This is a genomic window from Pseudomonas sp. gcc21, from assembly GCF_012844345.1.
Classification (GTDB): Bacteria; Pseudomonadota; Gammaproteobacteria; order Pseudomonadales; family Pseudomonadaceae; genus Halopseudomonas.
Map to the genome: position 1 here is coordinate 857,094 of NZ_CP051625.1, position 14,173 is coordinate 871,266.

Sequence of the window (14,173 nt, forward strand, 5' to 3'; positions counted from 1 at the left end):
TCATGGCCAGCATTGCCGCGGGTTGTTGTGGGAGGGGCGACCCGCCGCGATGGCGTCCGCAGGACGCCCCAGGGTTTTAAACCCTGGCTGTCTGCGTAAATCCTCGCTTGATTCTCTTGCCCCAAGCCTAACGCCACACTCCTACCTTCCAGCTTCCAAAACCCCTACCAACACGCCCCTCAAAAAGTTCCGCAGACTTAAAACCTTCATAAAACAGCAAGCTTGCTGTCACATCGGATTTCCATAATCGCTTCGGTCGAAACAACGACGTCAAGTCACTCGCAGGATGACGTTATACAAACCCGAAGGAGTTTTTCCGATGAAGAAGAAGTTGATTGCGATTGTTGTTGGTGCTGCAGCTGCAATGCCCGCTATGGCAATGGCAGACATTAATATCTACGGTCGCGCTCACGTATCCACCGACTTTCTTGACGACGGTGCCGACTATTCCGAAACCAACCTTTCGAGCAACTCTTCACGCCTTGGCTTCAAAGGCGACCATGAGATCAACCCGAACCTGCGTGCGTTCTTCCAGATTGAGCAGCAGATTAATTTCACTACCGGCAACAGTGACGGCGGATCTGATTTGAGTACCCGCGATACCTTTGTCGGCCTGGATGGCAACTTTGGTGCTGTGCAAATGGGGCGCTTCGACAGCCCGTTCAAGACCGCTCGCGGCCCGGCCAACCTGTTCGGTGATCAGGTCGGCGATATGCGTAACCTGACCCGTATCGGTGACGCCCGTTTCGACGAGCGCTACGACAATACTATCCAGTATTCCACCCCGACCTTCAGCGGGCTCACTGGCCGGTTGGCCTATTCGGTTCACGAAGGTCAGTCTGTCGAGCTTGATGAGAGCGGTGATGCGCTGGACACCGACGCAATCAGCATGGCGCTGATCTATGAAGGCGGCCCGTTTGAAGCGGCACTGGCTTACGAAATGGCTGAGGAAGACACCGGTCGCGGTGAGCGTGATGGCCTCCGCGCTGCTGGCGCCTATAAGCTGAATGACGCCTTCAAGCTGGTTGGCTTCTATCAAACAGTTGATTACAAGAATGACAGCGTTACAGCTCTGGAACGAGACCTGTTGACTTCCGACACATACGGTTTGGGCGGCGAATTCAAGATCGCTGCCAATACGGCGCTGAAAGGTATGTGGATGACCCGCTCCGCCGATGCGGACGACGCTGACAGCGATATGTGGGTGCTGGGTGTTGAGCACAAACTGGACAAGGCCGTGCGCGTTTATGCCAACTATGCGGTCGTCGATAATGATGACCTTGCTGACCTGACGCCCTGGAGCCAGGCGCGTACTGCTGACCCGGAGAGCGCCGATGCATTGGGCGAGAAAGCATCAGGCCTGTCCGTGGGGCTGCGCTACGATTTCTAATTACATTTAGAAATTCGTCAATGCCGAACCGGGTTGCTCTCTACGAGACAACCCGGTTTTTTTGTCATCGAATTGCAATCAATTCTTCTTAATCTTGTTCCCCAGTTGTAACCGACACGGATGAAGAGCTAGGCCCTGAGGCGCTAGCCTTCAATTCGCTCACCTTACCGAGGAGTTTTCATGCGTCGCGTCATGTGTATTGCCCTAGCCGGCTTGCTATCTGCCTGTGCCCAGCAGTCCCACGTCAAGTTGTATGAAGGGCACGAGTTGCCAAAAGGTGAAGTGGTTGTGGTGCAGATGCCCGATACGCTTGAGGTCATGAGCATCAATGGACAAGAGGTACCGGCGGCAAATTCGATGTTTGGCGCTGATACAAAGGCTTTGCATCTGCAGCCGGGCGAGTACCAGATCAGTGCCTACTACGAGAATATATTCGACATCGGGGGCGGCTTGAGCCATGAGGTGGTCCGTACACGAAGTGCCGTCTTCAGTCTGAACGGTGAAGCTGGTGACCGCTGGCGTCTTACATTCCAGGAGCCCGCCAATCTCCGGGAAGCCCAGAAAATGGAGAACAGTTTTTCCGGCTGGGCAGAGAACCTGCGTACTGGTGAGCGGATCGCCACGCAAGCAGGCGAAAAACCGGCTTCCCCGGTTAAACAGTTGCTGGGCGGAGAGACGTCAAGTGACAGTACCAAATCTACCGTCGCGCCATTGAACAGCGCACCGCAGGCGGTTTCTGCGCCGGTTTCAACGCCCTCTGCTGCTGCCGCGCCCGATCAGACCCTGCCGCATAATGACGCGACGCTGAATACGCTTCAGCAGCTGTGGCTGATGCTGAGCCCTGAAAGCCGTGAAGTCTTTCTGGACTGGGCGGAGCAGTAACCGCTGCTTGCTGGCGGGACGCGCGCTATGACAGCGTGGTTCCGCCGTGATTCAGACATATGAAGTCAACCAACTGGTTTCTGCAGGCCGCACAATGGTCCCGGCGTATGGCATGCTTGTCGCCATGCAAATACGTCAACTCAACCACATCAACGAAGTCCCGTCTGCTTCGTGGGATGCATTGGTCCCCTCCGGTTATCCCTTCCTGCGGCACGCCTTTCTCGCAGCAATGGAGAGCAGCGGTTCCGTCACGGCTGAACAAGGCTGGATCGCTTCGCACTTGGTAGTGGAGAACGCCGACGGCAGTCTGCAGGGGCTGTTGCCGTTGTATCAGAAGCTGCACTCCTACGGAGAATACGTCTTCGACTTCCAATGGGCTGATGCCTGGGAGCGGGCAGGGCGGCGATACTACCCGAAGTATCTGGCAGCTATCCCGTTTTCGCCTGTTCAGGGCCCGCGCCTGATGGCTCGGTGCGAGCAGAGCCGCTCCGCTATTCTCACTCATCTCGACTCGATGCTCGACCGCAACGAAATATCCAGCCTGCATCTGCTTTTCAATCAGGGCGAAGAAAACACGGCGCTGGCGTCCGCTGGCTGGCTACAGCGCTTAGGGTGTCAGTTTCATTGGTATAACCGCGACTACTGTCATTTCGAGGACTTTCTGGCTGCCTGCAGTTCACGCAAGCGCAAAAACTTTCGCAAGGAACGTCAGGCCGTGGCGGCTCAGGGAATCGAGTTCGAATGGTTGGTTGCGGAGCATATAACCGAGGCGGACTGGGACCGCTTCTATCCGTTCTACGCAGCCACCTACCTGAAGCGTGGTCAGCATCCCTATTTGACCCGGGATTTTTTCAGTCTGTTGACGGAGGGAATGGCCGATGCGATGCGACTGGTCTTCGCGCGACTGGATGGCCGGGATGTGGCCGGTGCGCTGTTCCTGGCCGGGGATGACACATTATACGGCCGTTACTGGGGCTGCCTGGACGAATTCGACCGATTGCACTTCGAGACGTGTTTTTACCAGGGGATGGATCGGTGCATTGCCGAAGGCTTTTCCCGGTTCGATGCCGGAGCACAAGGCGAACATAAACTGATTCGCGGTTTTGAACCCGTGCTAACGCAGTCCTGGCATAAATTGCAGCCGGGGTTACATGAAGCGGTGGAAGACTTTCTGCGCCGGGAACGGGCGGGCATGCTTGAATATCAGAGCGATGCCCGCAGCTATTTGCCGTTCCGGCAAGCGGAATAACGGCTTTCGTCGCCAGCGTTACTCGGCGGGCTGGTCGATGCGCTCAACGCTGACGATGGTAACCGGGTTGGTCGGCACGTTCTGATGGCCGCCCTGGTTGCCGGTCGGGACCTTGGCGATGGTCTCGACAACGTGCTCTCCATCAACCACCTTGCCGAATACGGCATAACCGAAATCGCGCCCGCCGTGGTTGAGGAAATCATTGTTGGTCAGATTAATGAAGAACTGGCTGGTGGCGCTGTCCACCACCTGGGTCCGGGCCATGGCGACGGTGTAGCGGTCGTTGCGCAGGCCGTTGTCGGCTTCGTTCTTGATCGGCTTGCCGACCGGACGCTGGCGCATATCAGGTGTAAAACCGCCGCCCTGCACCATGAAGCCGGGAATGACGCGGTGAAAGATCGTGCCGTCATAATGACCCGCATCCGCGTAGCGCAGGAAGTTTTCCACGCTGATAGGTGCCTCTTCTGCATTCAGTTCCAATTCGATCTCACCGAGACTGGTGGTTACCAGCACATGGGGATTTTCGGCGACGGCCGAGCTGGCAATCAACATCAGCGCGCACGCGCCGAACAGGCGTTTCAACATTCGTCTGACTCCATAGGTGTTATGACTGGATGGTTGTTCCGAGGCGGTAAGCAAACCTGTAATCAGCTCAAAAGTCCAGCCTTCAGCGCTTAGGGCGCTGTTGAGTGCTCGATAATCAGGTCGGCAAGTATCTTTGCGGCGGGGCCGAGGGGCTTATCCTTGTTCGAGTAGAGATACAGCCAGCTGGATCGGTGAGCGCCTTGCTGCAGGGGCAGTGCCTTTAGCAGTCCTGTTTCCAGTTGCATGGTGATTTCATGCAGCGGCAACCAGGCGAACCCCAGCCCACTGCTGACCAGTTTGGCCGCTGTACTGAGGCTCGCGACAGTCCAGCGCTGCTCAGCGCCAAGCCAGCCTGCGTCACGCGGCTGGCGCCTGCCTGAATCGCGGATGACTACCTGCAGGTGTTGTTCCAGATCCTGGTGATTGAGCTGGCGCTGCAACTGATGAAGCGGGTGTTGTGGATGTGCCACCGCGACGAACTCGGCTGCGTTGAGTTGTTGTGGGAGGTAGCCCGGAATGCTCAGCCCGGAAATGGCAAGATCGGCCGTTCCACTGATCAGATATTCCTCCACGCCGGAGAGTACTTCCTCCCGGACCTGCACACGGCAACCCTGGCTAAGCGGCATGAACGCCTGGAGTGCGCGGGCCAGGCGGTCTGTGGGGTAGGCCGCATCCACGACCAACTGAACCTCGGCTTCCCAGCCCTGGTCCATATTCCAGGCAAGCATTTCGAGTTGGCTGGCCTGAGCAATCAGGCTGCGCGACCGCCGCAGCAATGCCGTGCCGGCCTCTGTGAGCACGGCTTTGCGGCCTTCGATCGTAAGCAAAGGCACACCCAGTTGTTCCTGCATTCGGGATACGGTGTAACTGACCGATGACTGCGACCGGTGCAGTGCCTCTGCCGCCTGTGCGTATCCGCCGTGGTCAACCACTGCCTGGAGGGTTCGCCATTGCTCCAACGTGACGCGGGGTGCTTTCATCAGTCCTTCCTCTGGCCAAGGCTGCAAACGAGACATTGAACGGAGCGATCATTATGCGCAAATCTTCCGCAGGTCTGTTGACTGGGTTGCTGTTTCCACTGGCTGCCTGGGCGTTTCCGGTGGACGTCGAAATCCAGTCGAAAGGCGTATCGGTCATCGCCAGTAGCTCCTATCTGAGCAACATCGCGACGGTTACGCTGGCAAACGAGGGCGCCGAACGGGCATTGTGTCGCGCCACCTTCGTGAACGGTCCGGAGCGCCCGCCGGAAAGCCGTATTCGTCTGGATCCTGGCGAGCACACCGTGGTGACGCAAGTCTTCAGCCGGCATATCAATCGCGTACGTGTGGCCATCAGCTGTGAGCCGGACGTACCTGCCGGAACGTGAATCCCTGATCGGTCCGGCTTCGAGCAGCCCAGATTCAGAAGCCAAGGCTGGCATCTGGACATGAAATCCAGGCAATAAAAAACCCGGCATTTGCCGGGTTTTCCAAGATATGGCTCCGCGACCAGGACTCGAACCTGGGACCCAATGATTAACAGTCATTTGCTCTACCAACTGAGCTATCGCGGAATGAACGCTGCGCACTTTACCAAAATAACCATCAAAGTCAACGCCTTGAAAAGGCTTTTTGAGTCAATGCGCAGCTGTTAGTCAGGCTTCTCGCAGGACCGTTGCCATGGCTTTGGCGACGTAGTCGATGTTGTTCATATTCAGCGCGGCGACGCATATCCGACCACTGCTAACGGCATAAATGCCAAACTCATCAGCCAGACGCTTCACCTGCTCCTTGCTCAGCCCTGAATAGGAGAACATTCCGCGCTGCCGTTGAATGAACTCAACATCCTGGTCGACGCCTTCGGCTTTCAGTTTCTCCGCCAGCGACTGGCGCATTCCGCGGATGCGTTCGCGCATTTCTGCCAGTTCGTCTTCCCACAACGCATACAACTCAGCATTGTTGAGGACTGCCGAAACGATCTTGGCGCCATGTGTTGGCGGGTTGGAATAGTTGGTACGAATGACGCGTTTGAGCTGAGACAAAACGCGCGCATTCTCGTCTGCATCGCGGGTGACCAGGGTTAATGCACCGACCCGCTCACCGTACAAGGAAAAGGACTTGGAGAACGAGCTGGCCACCAGAAAGGGCAGACCGCTCTCGGCGAACAAGCGTACAGCCAGCGCGTCGTCCTGCAGATTCTCACCGAAACCCTGATAGGCGATATCCAGGAAGGGCACGTGATTGCATCGCTGGATCACATCGATCACCCGAGCCCAGTCAGCGAGGCCCAGATCTACCCCGGTGGGGTTGTGGCAGCAGGCGTGCAGCAATACCACGCTGCCCTCGGGCAGGGCTTCGATGCCTTCAAGCATGCCAGCCAGGTTCAGTCCGTGCGTCTCGGGGTTGTAGTAAGGATAGGTTACGACTTCATAGCCGGCCGCTTCGAACAGTGAGCGATGGTTTTCCCAGCTGGGGTCACTGATCGCCACCAGGCGCTTGTCGGTCAGGCGATGCAGGAAATCCGCCCCCAGTTTGAGCGCGCCGGTTCCGCCCAGCGATTGAGCCGTGATCAGTCGGCCGGATTGCATGATTGAAGAATCGGCACCGAACAGCAATTCCTGAACAGCCTTGTCGTAGGCAGCAAGACCATCGATTGGCAGGTAACCGCGGGACGCGTGCTCGGCAACGCGAGCTTCTTCAGCGGCCTGTACGGCCCTCAGTAACGGCAGTTTGCCTGCCTCGTCATAATATACGCCGACGCCAAGGTTGACCTTTTCCGCGCGGGTATCAGCATTGAACGTTTCGTTCAGGCCCAGGATTGGATCATGCGGGGCCATTTCGACGGGGAAGAACAGACTCATGGTATAGGGGACTCGGGCAGGTGAATGGTATGTGGCATTCAGGGTCGCACATTATAAACAGACCCGCATTTATCTGCGAGTGGCGCAGTATCCTGAAATCATTCGACGCCTTTTTCGGCGGGATCGTCACCCGGAACCGGTTGACCGCGGTGCTATCATGTCGGGGTATCCGTTACCCGGTGGACCCGAGAATATGAGCCAATTCAACCTGCAAACCCGTTTCAAGCCGGCAGGCGATCAACCTACTGCAATCGCCCAGCTGGTTGAAGGTATTGAAGCCGGGCTATCGCATCAGACACTGCTGGGGGTAACGGGCTCAGGCAAGACTTTTACCGTGGCGAATGTCATTCAGCAGGTGCAGCGTCCAGCGATTATCATGGCGCCGAACAAGACACTGGCTGCACAGCTGTACGGGGAATTCCGCGAATTCTTTCCGAACAACGCCGTCGAATATTTCGTCTCCTATTACGACTATTACCAGCCTGAAGCCTATGTCCCGTCTTCAGACACCTTTATTGAAAAAGACGCCTCCATTAACGATCACATTGAGCAGATGCGACTGTCCGCTACCAAAGCACTGCTCGAGCGTCCGGACGCCATCATCGTTGCCACGGTGTCGGCTATCTATGGTCTCGGTGATCCACAGTCGTATCTGCGCATGGTTTTGCACGTGGACCGTGGCGATATTCTGGACCAGCGCACGCTGTTGCGCCGGCTGGCCGAACTGCAGTACACGCGTAACGACATGGAGTTGTCGCGCGCCAACTACCGGGTGCGCGGCGATGTGATTGATATCTTCCCGGCGGAATCCGATCTTGAAGCGGTGCGGATCGAGCTGTTTGACGAAACGGTGGAAACGATTAGCTTCTTTGATCCGCTTACCGGTGAGGTACTACGTAAGGTTCCGCGCGTAACTATCTATCCCAAATCACATTATGTGACGCCACGAGAAAAGCTTGTCGATGCCGTGGAGCAGATCAAGATTGAACTCAAGGAGCGGCTTGAGACGCTCACGGGGCAGAACAAGCTGGTCGAGGCGCAGCGTCTGGAGCAGCGTACGCGTTTCGATATGGAGATGATTCTCGAGCTCGGATACTGCAATGGCATCGAGAACTACTCCCGATATCTCTCCGGCCGTCCGCATGGCGAAGCGCCGCCCACGCTGTTTGATTATCTCCCGCAGAACGCTTTGTTGATTATCGATGAATCCCACGTGTCAGTGCCCCAGGTCGGGGCCATGTACAAGGGCGACCGTTCGCGTAAGGAAACACTGGTCGAATACGGCTTTCGTTTGCCTTCGGCACTGGACAACCGGCCGATGCGTTTTGATGAATGGGAGGCCATTTCGCCGCAGACCATCTTCGTTTCCGCAACGCCTGGTCCTTATGAGCAGGAGCACGCAGGACGTACGGTGGAGCAGGTTGTACGTCCAACCGGTCTGGTCGATCCCAAGATCGAGGTGCGTCCGGCCACCAGTCAGGTTGATGATCTCTTATCCGAGATCGGTTTGCGCGTAGCTCAGGGTGAACGGGTACTGGTTACTACCTTGACCAAGCGCATGGCCGAAGATCTGACGGATTATCTGGCGGATCATGGGGTGCGAGTGCGCTATCTGCACTCGGATATTGATACGGTAGAGCGTGTCGAGATTATCCGCGACCTGCGTATCGGTGGTTTCGATGTGTTAGTCGGGATTAACTTGCTTCGAGAAGGCCTTGATATGCCTGAAGTTTCGCTGGTCGCGATACTCGATGCCGATAAAGAAGGTTTCCTCCGTTCCGAGCGTTCGCTGATTCAGACAATAGGCCGCGCGGCGCGTAACCTGAACGGCAAGGCAATTCTATATGCGGACCGGATGACCGGCTCCATGGAGCGTGCGATCGGTGAGACCGAGCGCCGTAGGGAGAAGCAGATAAGCTTCAATCTCGAGCACAACATCACGCCGGTAGGGGTGACCAAAAGCGTCAAGGACATTCTGGAAGGTGCAGTGGTGCCGGGCAGCAATAGCCGCTCAAACAAGCGTAAGCAGCTCAAGGCTGCCGAAGACGCAGCGGATTACAACGCCGGACAACTGCGTTCGCCTTCCGAGATTACCAAGCGCATCAAGCAGGCGGAGGAAAAGATGTATCAGCACGCGCGTAATCTCGAGTTTGAAGAGGCCGCGTCAATGCGCGATGAGATTCAGAAGCTGCGCGCGCAGTTGATGAAGGTCTAGCAATAGGAATGGTCTGAGGCCTGGGTCACTGAACAGCACGCAGGCTCAATTGCCTGGCAGGACGCGGGCGTAAGGCGTTAGCCGGCAGTGCTTTTGCGTTGCCTTTTAATTTCAGTTTTTTCAGCTACTTATGCTTGACAGGTTTTTGGGTGCTGCGTAGAATTCGCGGCCATTGCAGGCACGTAGCTCAGTTGGTTAGAGCACCACCTTGACATGGTGGGGGTCAGCGGTTCGAATCCGCTCGTGCCTACCAAACAAACCGCTCTAGGGCGGTACATAGAGGGCGATCCGAGAGGGTCGCCCTTTTTGTTTGGGAATAGATTGGGAATAGATTGGGAAAACGATCCACCCATCATAGTTTCAAGCCGGCCTGCACCCGCAGGTATGCCGGTCCCTTCTTCGCTTCGTGTCCCTCCTGGTAGTAGGCTGTCATTTCCTCCGTCGCGTGTCCCATCAGTGCCTGAATGTATTCCTGCTCGAAGCCTTGCTTCTGATACATCCACGCACCCAGTGCGCGCAGTTCGTGCACCGTTGGCCGTGCGGCTGGCTCGGCGATGTGGTCATAGGCGCCACATTCATCGCGTGCGGTGCGGAAGGCCTTACTGAAATAGTCTTCGGTGACTGCTGACCAGTGCAGTTTGGCTTCCATCTGTGAGCGCTGGCGCCGCTTTGGCTTGTAGCAGATCAGATACGGGCTGAGGATTGGTTCGCTCAAGCACTCCTGCACCAGCTCCCGCAGGTCTGGCCCCATGTCGATCTCCAGATGCACCGGCTTGTCATAGTTCTGCGTCTTGCTGGCGCTGATGCGGATGGTGTTGGCGGCCATATCAACGGCTGAGCGTTCCCAGCGCACCAGGTCTTCACGACGTTGCAGGCTGAGCAGGGCAAGGCGGATTGCACGCTTGAGCCATGCAGGCGTGGTGTCTGCTTCCAGTATCCGTTTCACGCCCGCCTCGGTGTGGCGCTGACGCTTCTTCTCGGCTTCCTTCTTGCGCAGGGTGAGCTCAGCCACGTTACGATCAGCCAGGCCCTTTGCGACGGCGAAGGTCCATATCTGGATCATCAGTCCGCGATGCTTGGTGTAAGCGTTATTGCTGAACTGGTCCAGGTACTCGGCAAGCTCGAGCACGTCCAGCTGCCCGATAAGCTTGCTGCCCAAGTCCTTGCGGTAGCGCTCCAGCTTGATGCGCACTTCCGCCAGGGTGCGGGGTGCCAGGTCGCGCTCCGGTAGCCATTCGGTTTCGAATCGGTCCAGCAATTTCAGTAACTTGGGCGCTTCTTCTCCAGTGATTAATTCAAATAATCGGGAATCCGCAACCAGCGGCATCAGCTTCGCGTTGGCTGCATTGGCCAGCTTAATGGCCTCCTGCAGTGTTTTGTTGATGCTGGTTTTCTTGCCGGTCAGCGGGTTGCGGTATTGGAAATACTTGCCGTTTGGGTAGAGGTTTGCCGGCAGGGTTCGGTTGCCGACGCCCCGGCGCCGCGGAGACATCAGCCCACCTCCAGCATTTTAGCCAGCAGCGGATCGTCCGAGCCGAGCAGGGCGGATTGCACGTCGACGAAATGCATGCCGCCTCGGACCTCACCCTCCAGTTCGCCTTCCTCAATCCACTTTTTAATCTGCTGAACGCTGGGCTTGCCACCGGCATAGCGCATTTTGCGGTATTCGGCGGCCTCCATCAGGCGCGGCATGTTGACGGTTATCTGTGCCAGTACCTTGGCCATGGTTTGTTACCTCCCCTTCAATCGGCGGGCTGCCCGCGCGATTCAACTTCTATCTTGTTTTTGCAGTCCGGCGTTGCCATCGTCACGCGGATGCCCTTGTAGTCCGGAATGCCCGCCTCACGGTCCCATGCGACGAAAGCCAGATACCGCTTGCAGGTATCACGCTGCTTGCACCAATGGCCGTCTGGCAGTAGATCCATTCGGCCGGCGCAGCGGGATACTTCATAAGGCAGCGTGACCATTTTGCGGGTCTCAGCAATATGGTCCGTCATGGCTTGGCTCCCTGAATCGCCGCATCGATGGCCGACAAAAGCGCTGCAGCGTCAGCACATGAATCACACTTGCAGTTTCCCTCTGGTGGATATACCCATTCCCTGCAGTTGATCAGCACCCGCCCCATATCCTCATTCCGCTGCGCTGTCTCGCTTGCAAGCTTGTCAGTAGCGGCTAGAGCAGTGCGGAGTTCGTCGCGCTCTGCTGCCAGATCGAGCACCCATTGCGGGTCGCACTGCATTTCCATGTGGCGCCGCTTTGCATTTGTCGCGAGGGTGATTAGCGGGTTATAGCTCACTCCCCTGCCTCCCCATGCTTTGCCAGTGCTGCACGGGCGCCGTGGCATAGCTGCGCGCAATGCTTGCTACGCTGACCGTTGAACTCAGGGTCGCAACCTGGGTTGCAAGGCTCCCAGTACGGTAGCGGCTCTGCCGGGGCTTGTTGGCGGCGATTCCATGCATCAACCAATCCTTCCTTCTCGCCAAACACCACGCGGGAGCATGCATCGCAACTTGTGCAGACGATGGCGTCACCGTCAAAGTTCGCCTCATCGTCCAAAGTGATCCGTTTCGCCTCGCCACCGCAAAACGGGCACGGCTTCAATTCTTCCAGTTCCTTGCTCATACATCACTCCTTTGCTTTGCCAGTGCTGCGCGGAACTCATCGCGCAGTCGGCGTATTCGGTTCTCGCATGCCTGGGCGTAGTTCTTCTGGGGAATAACCTCATCCGAATCCCATTCGCCTGCCTCGCCTCCGCAGATGCTAATTGCTCTCTTTGCGAACAGTTCCAACGCCTGCTCAAACTGCGTCGTCTGCCTAACCAAGCTTTCGTAACTCGCAGCCAGAGCCTGATGCTCATTCATCAGCACCTTGTACTTCTCCCGCAATGATCCGGCATCCAGGCTATCCACGCTTTCCGCTATCGGTGCGGGTTCAATCATGTTCGGTGTCATGGGGTGGCGTCTCCCTGCGAAGGCGTTCATACGCGGTTATGCCTGTCTTGAAGCGTTGCCTTTCGCTGCGCGATCAGCTGGCGCTCGCGTTCCTGTTCGGCTTCTTCATCCGCCACCGGGGCGGGTAGCGATGGCTTGCGCGGCTGGTAGTCCATGGCGAGGAAGGTGGGGCGCATGGCGCCGCCGCTGCTGGAGAAGATAGCGGCTTCGGTTTTCATCACCTGGACGACGACATCGGCAGCCTTGATGACGGCGCCGGCCTTGTCGATATCGATAGTGCCTTGCTCGATCTTGTCCATCAGACTCGCCATGCGATCAATGAGATCCGTTTGATTCTTCACGTTGTTTCTCCTGTACTTTTCGTTTGAGCTTGGCCAGCTTGCGGATGACATGCTTGAGTTCGGGCGGGTAGCGGTGGATGGTGTTGCGCCGCGCGTTTTCGGCACGGCTGATCAACTCCAGCCGGTTTATTGTGATGTCGGTGTGGCGCGGGCCTTTGTCTGTGAACACAACGATATGGCCGGCGGGTATGGGGCCGTGCTGTTCTTCCCAGATAATGGAGTGAACCGACTTCCACCGCCGGTGGAGTGGCCCGTCGTCGCGGATCTTGCGTTGCAGGATGCCGTCCTTGGTGATGCGCTCATGCCCGACGGGTTTGTATAGGGCCTGCGCCCGGCCAGCCATTTCGCCTTTTTTGAACTGCGTTTCCGCCGCTCTGCCGCCTGCCTGCCATCCCTTTTTACCGGCGTTCCAGGGCGTCTGGCCTTTTTGAAACTGGCAGTTGGCGCCGCGCTTGTCGCCTGGTACCAGCCTGCCGCTTGCCGGGCTGGCGAGGTATTCAGCGCTGCGCTTGAGGCCCATGCCATAAGCTTTGGCGTAGATCGCCCGCTCGTTGCGCTGGAAGATGACTTCCAGGTGGCGCATGGGCGTGTTGGGGTAGAGCGTTTCAAGGCGGACCAGCTCGGGGCCGGTCCATGGCTTGCGGGTCATGAATTACCTCAGAACAAAGCGAACTGCGCTTCCTGGTTGTGCGTGGGCACGGGCAGCGGCAGTGCAGGGGTGGGTGGTTCCGGTAGCGCGGGTGCTGGCGCCGGCTCGGTCTGGTCCAGGGCGCTGCCGAGGGCGTAACCGCGGCGCAGCTTGTAATCCCACAGGCCAGTGACGTGCATCGGCGTGTACCAGTGCTCGAGCTCTTCGAGCAGCAGCGCGTTGCCGCGAATCACGACAGCGGGAATGCCCAGCAGGCTGAATTGCAGATAGGCCATGTGCACGGCGCGCGGGTCGATATCCACGGCCGTGACATGCAGATGCTGCTGGTAGTTGACGCGCCGGTCAGTCATGGTCTCGGCTATTGCGATCACCATGGCGCCGGCACCGCAGGCCGGCTCGCTGACTGTGATGAATCCGCGTTCCTCGATGCGCTGGCGCAGGTCCGGGGTATCGCCTACCTGCATGCGGGCCATCACCTGGCACACGCTGTACGGGGTGAAGAGCTGGCCCCGCGCTGCGTTGCTCAGCTCCAGCGAGTGGAACACCTGCCCCAGCACATCATCCGGCCCGCACTCCAGCGCACAGACCAGCTCACCCAGCATCTTCGGAAAGCGTGCGGCTTCCTCCTTGTTGTACGCCTTGATGATGTCCATATAGCGGGCTTCGCGCCGTGCCTGGTTGGCCAGGTCAACGCTGTTGCTGATCGCCAGGGCGGACATTTCCACAAAGTCGCGGAACACATCGAAAAGCTGGTGCCGGTGCGCGTTCTGCTCGAGCAGCTTGGTGAGGTTATTCTGATGCTGTGCGGGACTGCTGACGGGGGCTTTGACGCGTGCGTTCATATCGGCCTCGAAGGTCGGGACTATCCAGCCCAGCGCGTGCGGTAGGTGCAGATGTCGCGCGCGGTGCTGATGCCGCAGTGATACTTGAGAGCAAGGCGACGGTAGCTGAGGCCGGCGGCGTGGTCTGCGCGCATGGCGGCTACCTGGGCACTGCTCAGCTTGGCCCGCTGATGGCATTCGCCAATCCGGTGCCCGGTGTGGTTTCTGGTCATGGCTGCTTCTGGTGTGAC

General features: G+C 57.8%; 17 protein-coding genes and 2 tRNA genes. 6 read left to right on the forward strand and 13 right to left on the reverse strand.

The features are described 5' to 3' along the window. Positions 1-319: 319 nt before the first annotated feature. The 3 genes from HG264_RS04055 to HG264_RS04065 all read left to right on the forward strand — a co-directional run bounded on the left by HG264_RS04055 (position 320) and on the right by HG264_RS04065 (position 3,521). Positions 320-1,390, forward strand: a complete 1,071-nt coding sequence (locus HG264_RS04055; protein ID WP_169406458.1) for a porin — start codon at positions 320-322, stop codon at positions 1,388-1,390. Between the two features lie 180 nt (positions 1,391-1,570). Beyond that, on the forward strand, positions 1,571-2,272 hold the full coding sequence (locus HG264_RS04060; RefSeq protein WP_169406459.1) for a DUF2057 family protein: 702 nt from the start codon (positions 1,571-1,573) through the stop codon (positions 2,270-2,272). A 124-nt stretch (positions 2,273-2,396) separates the two neighbouring features. Continuing rightward, positions 2,397-3,521: a GNAT family N-acetyltransferase gene (locus HG264_RS04065; RefSeq protein WP_169406460.1), complete on the forward strand. Its 1,125-nt coding sequence runs from the start codon at positions 2,397-2,399 to the stop codon at positions 3,519-3,521. Positions 3,522-3,539: 18 nt separating this feature from the next. Here the strand turns inward: HG264_RS04065 and HG264_RS04070 are convergent, their stop codons facing one another. Both HG264_RS04070 and HG264_RS04075 read right to left on the reverse strand, forming a co-directional pair. After that, complete coding sequence (locus tag HG264_RS04070) at positions 3,540-4,106, reverse strand: peptidylprolyl isomerase (protein ID WP_169406461.1); 567 nt, start codon at positions 4,104-4,106, stop codon at positions 3,540-3,542. A gap of 89 nt (positions 4,107-4,195) precedes the next feature. Continuing rightward, entirely contained in the window at positions 4,196-5,086 is an 891-nt protein-coding gene (locus HG264_RS04075) for a LysR family transcriptional regulator (RefSeq protein WP_169406462.1), read from the reverse strand. A gap of 53 nt (positions 5,087-5,139) precedes the next feature. Between HG264_RS04075 and HG264_RS04080 the strand changes: the two genes are divergently transcribed. Beyond that, a complete protein-coding gene (locus HG264_RS04080; RefSeq protein ID WP_169406463.1) occupies positions 5,140-5,472 on the forward strand; it encodes a 3-phosphoglycerate kinase in 333 nt (110 codons plus the stop codon). 110 nt (positions 5,473-5,582) lie between these two features. Here the strand turns inward: HG264_RS04080 and HG264_RS04085 are convergent. Both HG264_RS04085 and HG264_RS04090 read right to left on the reverse strand, forming a co-directional pair. Further along, positions 5,583-5,658: transfer RNA gene (locus HG264_RS04085), tRNA-Asn, on the reverse strand. Between the two features lie 81 nt (positions 5,659-5,739). Next, the gene (locus HG264_RS04090; protein WP_169406464.1) at positions 5,740-6,945 is read right to left on the reverse strand and encodes an amino acid aminotransferase; all 1,206 of its coding nucleotides are present in this window, start codon (positions 6,943-6,945) and stop codon (positions 5,740-5,742) included. Between the two features lie 193 nt (positions 6,946-7,138). On the opposite strand from HG264_RS04090, the gene uvrB reads away from it, so the two are divergent. Beyond that, complete coding sequence (uvrB, locus tag HG264_RS04095) at positions 7,139-9,160, forward strand: excinuclease ABC subunit UvrB (protein WP_169406465.1); 2,022 nt, start codon at positions 7,139-7,141, stop codon at positions 9,158-9,160. Between the two features lie 176 nt (positions 9,161-9,336). Further along, a tRNA-Val gene (locus HG264_RS04100) sits at positions 9,337-9,413 on the forward strand. A gap of 99 nt (positions 9,414-9,512) precedes the next feature. On the opposite strand, the gene HG264_RS04105 is transcribed toward HG264_RS04100, so the two are convergent. From HG264_RS04105 to HG264_RS04145, 9 genes are all read right to left on the reverse strand, one after another. Further along, positions 9,513-10,652, reverse strand: a complete 1,140-nt coding sequence (locus HG264_RS04105) for a tyrosine-type recombinase/integrase (RefSeq protein ID WP_169406466.1) — start codon at positions 10,650-10,652, stop codon at positions 9,513-9,515. Beyond that, on the reverse strand, positions 10,652-10,885 hold the full coding sequence (locus tag HG264_RS04110) for a hypothetical protein (RefSeq protein WP_169406467.1): 234 nt from the start codon (positions 10,883-10,885) through the stop codon (positions 10,652-10,654). Before HG264_RS04110 ends, HG264_RS04105 begins: the two co-directional genes overlap by 1 nt. 17 nt (positions 10,886-10,902) lie before the next feature. After that, positions 10,903-11,157 (reverse strand): hypothetical protein, encoded by a 255-nt coding sequence (locus HG264_RS04115; protein WP_169406468.1) that lies wholly within the window; start codon positions 11,155-11,157, stop codon positions 10,903-10,905. A gap of 295 nt (positions 11,158-11,452) precedes the next feature. Then, on the reverse strand, positions 11,453-11,782 hold the full coding sequence (locus HG264_RS04120) for a Lar family restriction alleviation protein (RefSeq protein WP_169406469.1): 330 nt from the start codon (positions 11,780-11,782) through the stop codon (positions 11,453-11,455). Continuing rightward, positions 11,779-12,111 carry a hypothetical protein gene (locus tag HG264_RS04125; protein ID WP_169406470.1) on the reverse strand — a complete coding sequence of 111 codons (333 nt, stop codon included), beginning with the start codon at positions 12,109-12,111 and terminating at the stop codon, positions 11,779-11,781. Before HG264_RS04125 ends, HG264_RS04120 begins: the two co-directional genes overlap by 4 nt. A 26-nt stretch (positions 12,112-12,137) precedes the next feature. Continuing rightward, complete coding sequence (locus tag HG264_RS04130) at positions 12,138-12,452, reverse strand: hypothetical protein (protein ID WP_169406471.1); 315 nt, start codon at positions 12,450-12,452, stop codon at positions 12,138-12,140. Continuing rightward, a complete protein-coding gene (locus HG264_RS04135; RefSeq protein ID WP_169406472.1) occupies positions 12,427-13,101 on the reverse strand; it encodes an HNH endonuclease signature motif containing protein in 675 nt (224 codons plus the stop codon). Before HG264_RS04135 ends, HG264_RS04130 begins: the two co-directional genes overlap by 26 nt. A gap of 8 nt (positions 13,102-13,109) precedes the next feature. Beyond that, entirely contained in the window at positions 13,110-13,943 is an 834-nt protein-coding gene (locus tag HG264_RS04140) for an N-6 DNA methylase (protein WP_169406473.1), read from the reverse strand. A 20-nt stretch (positions 13,944-13,963) separates the two neighbouring features. Beyond that, entirely contained in the window at positions 13,964-14,155 is a 192-nt protein-coding gene (locus tag HG264_RS04145) for a hypothetical protein (protein ID WP_169406474.1), read from the reverse strand. Positions 14,156-14,173: the final 18 nt, after the last annotated feature.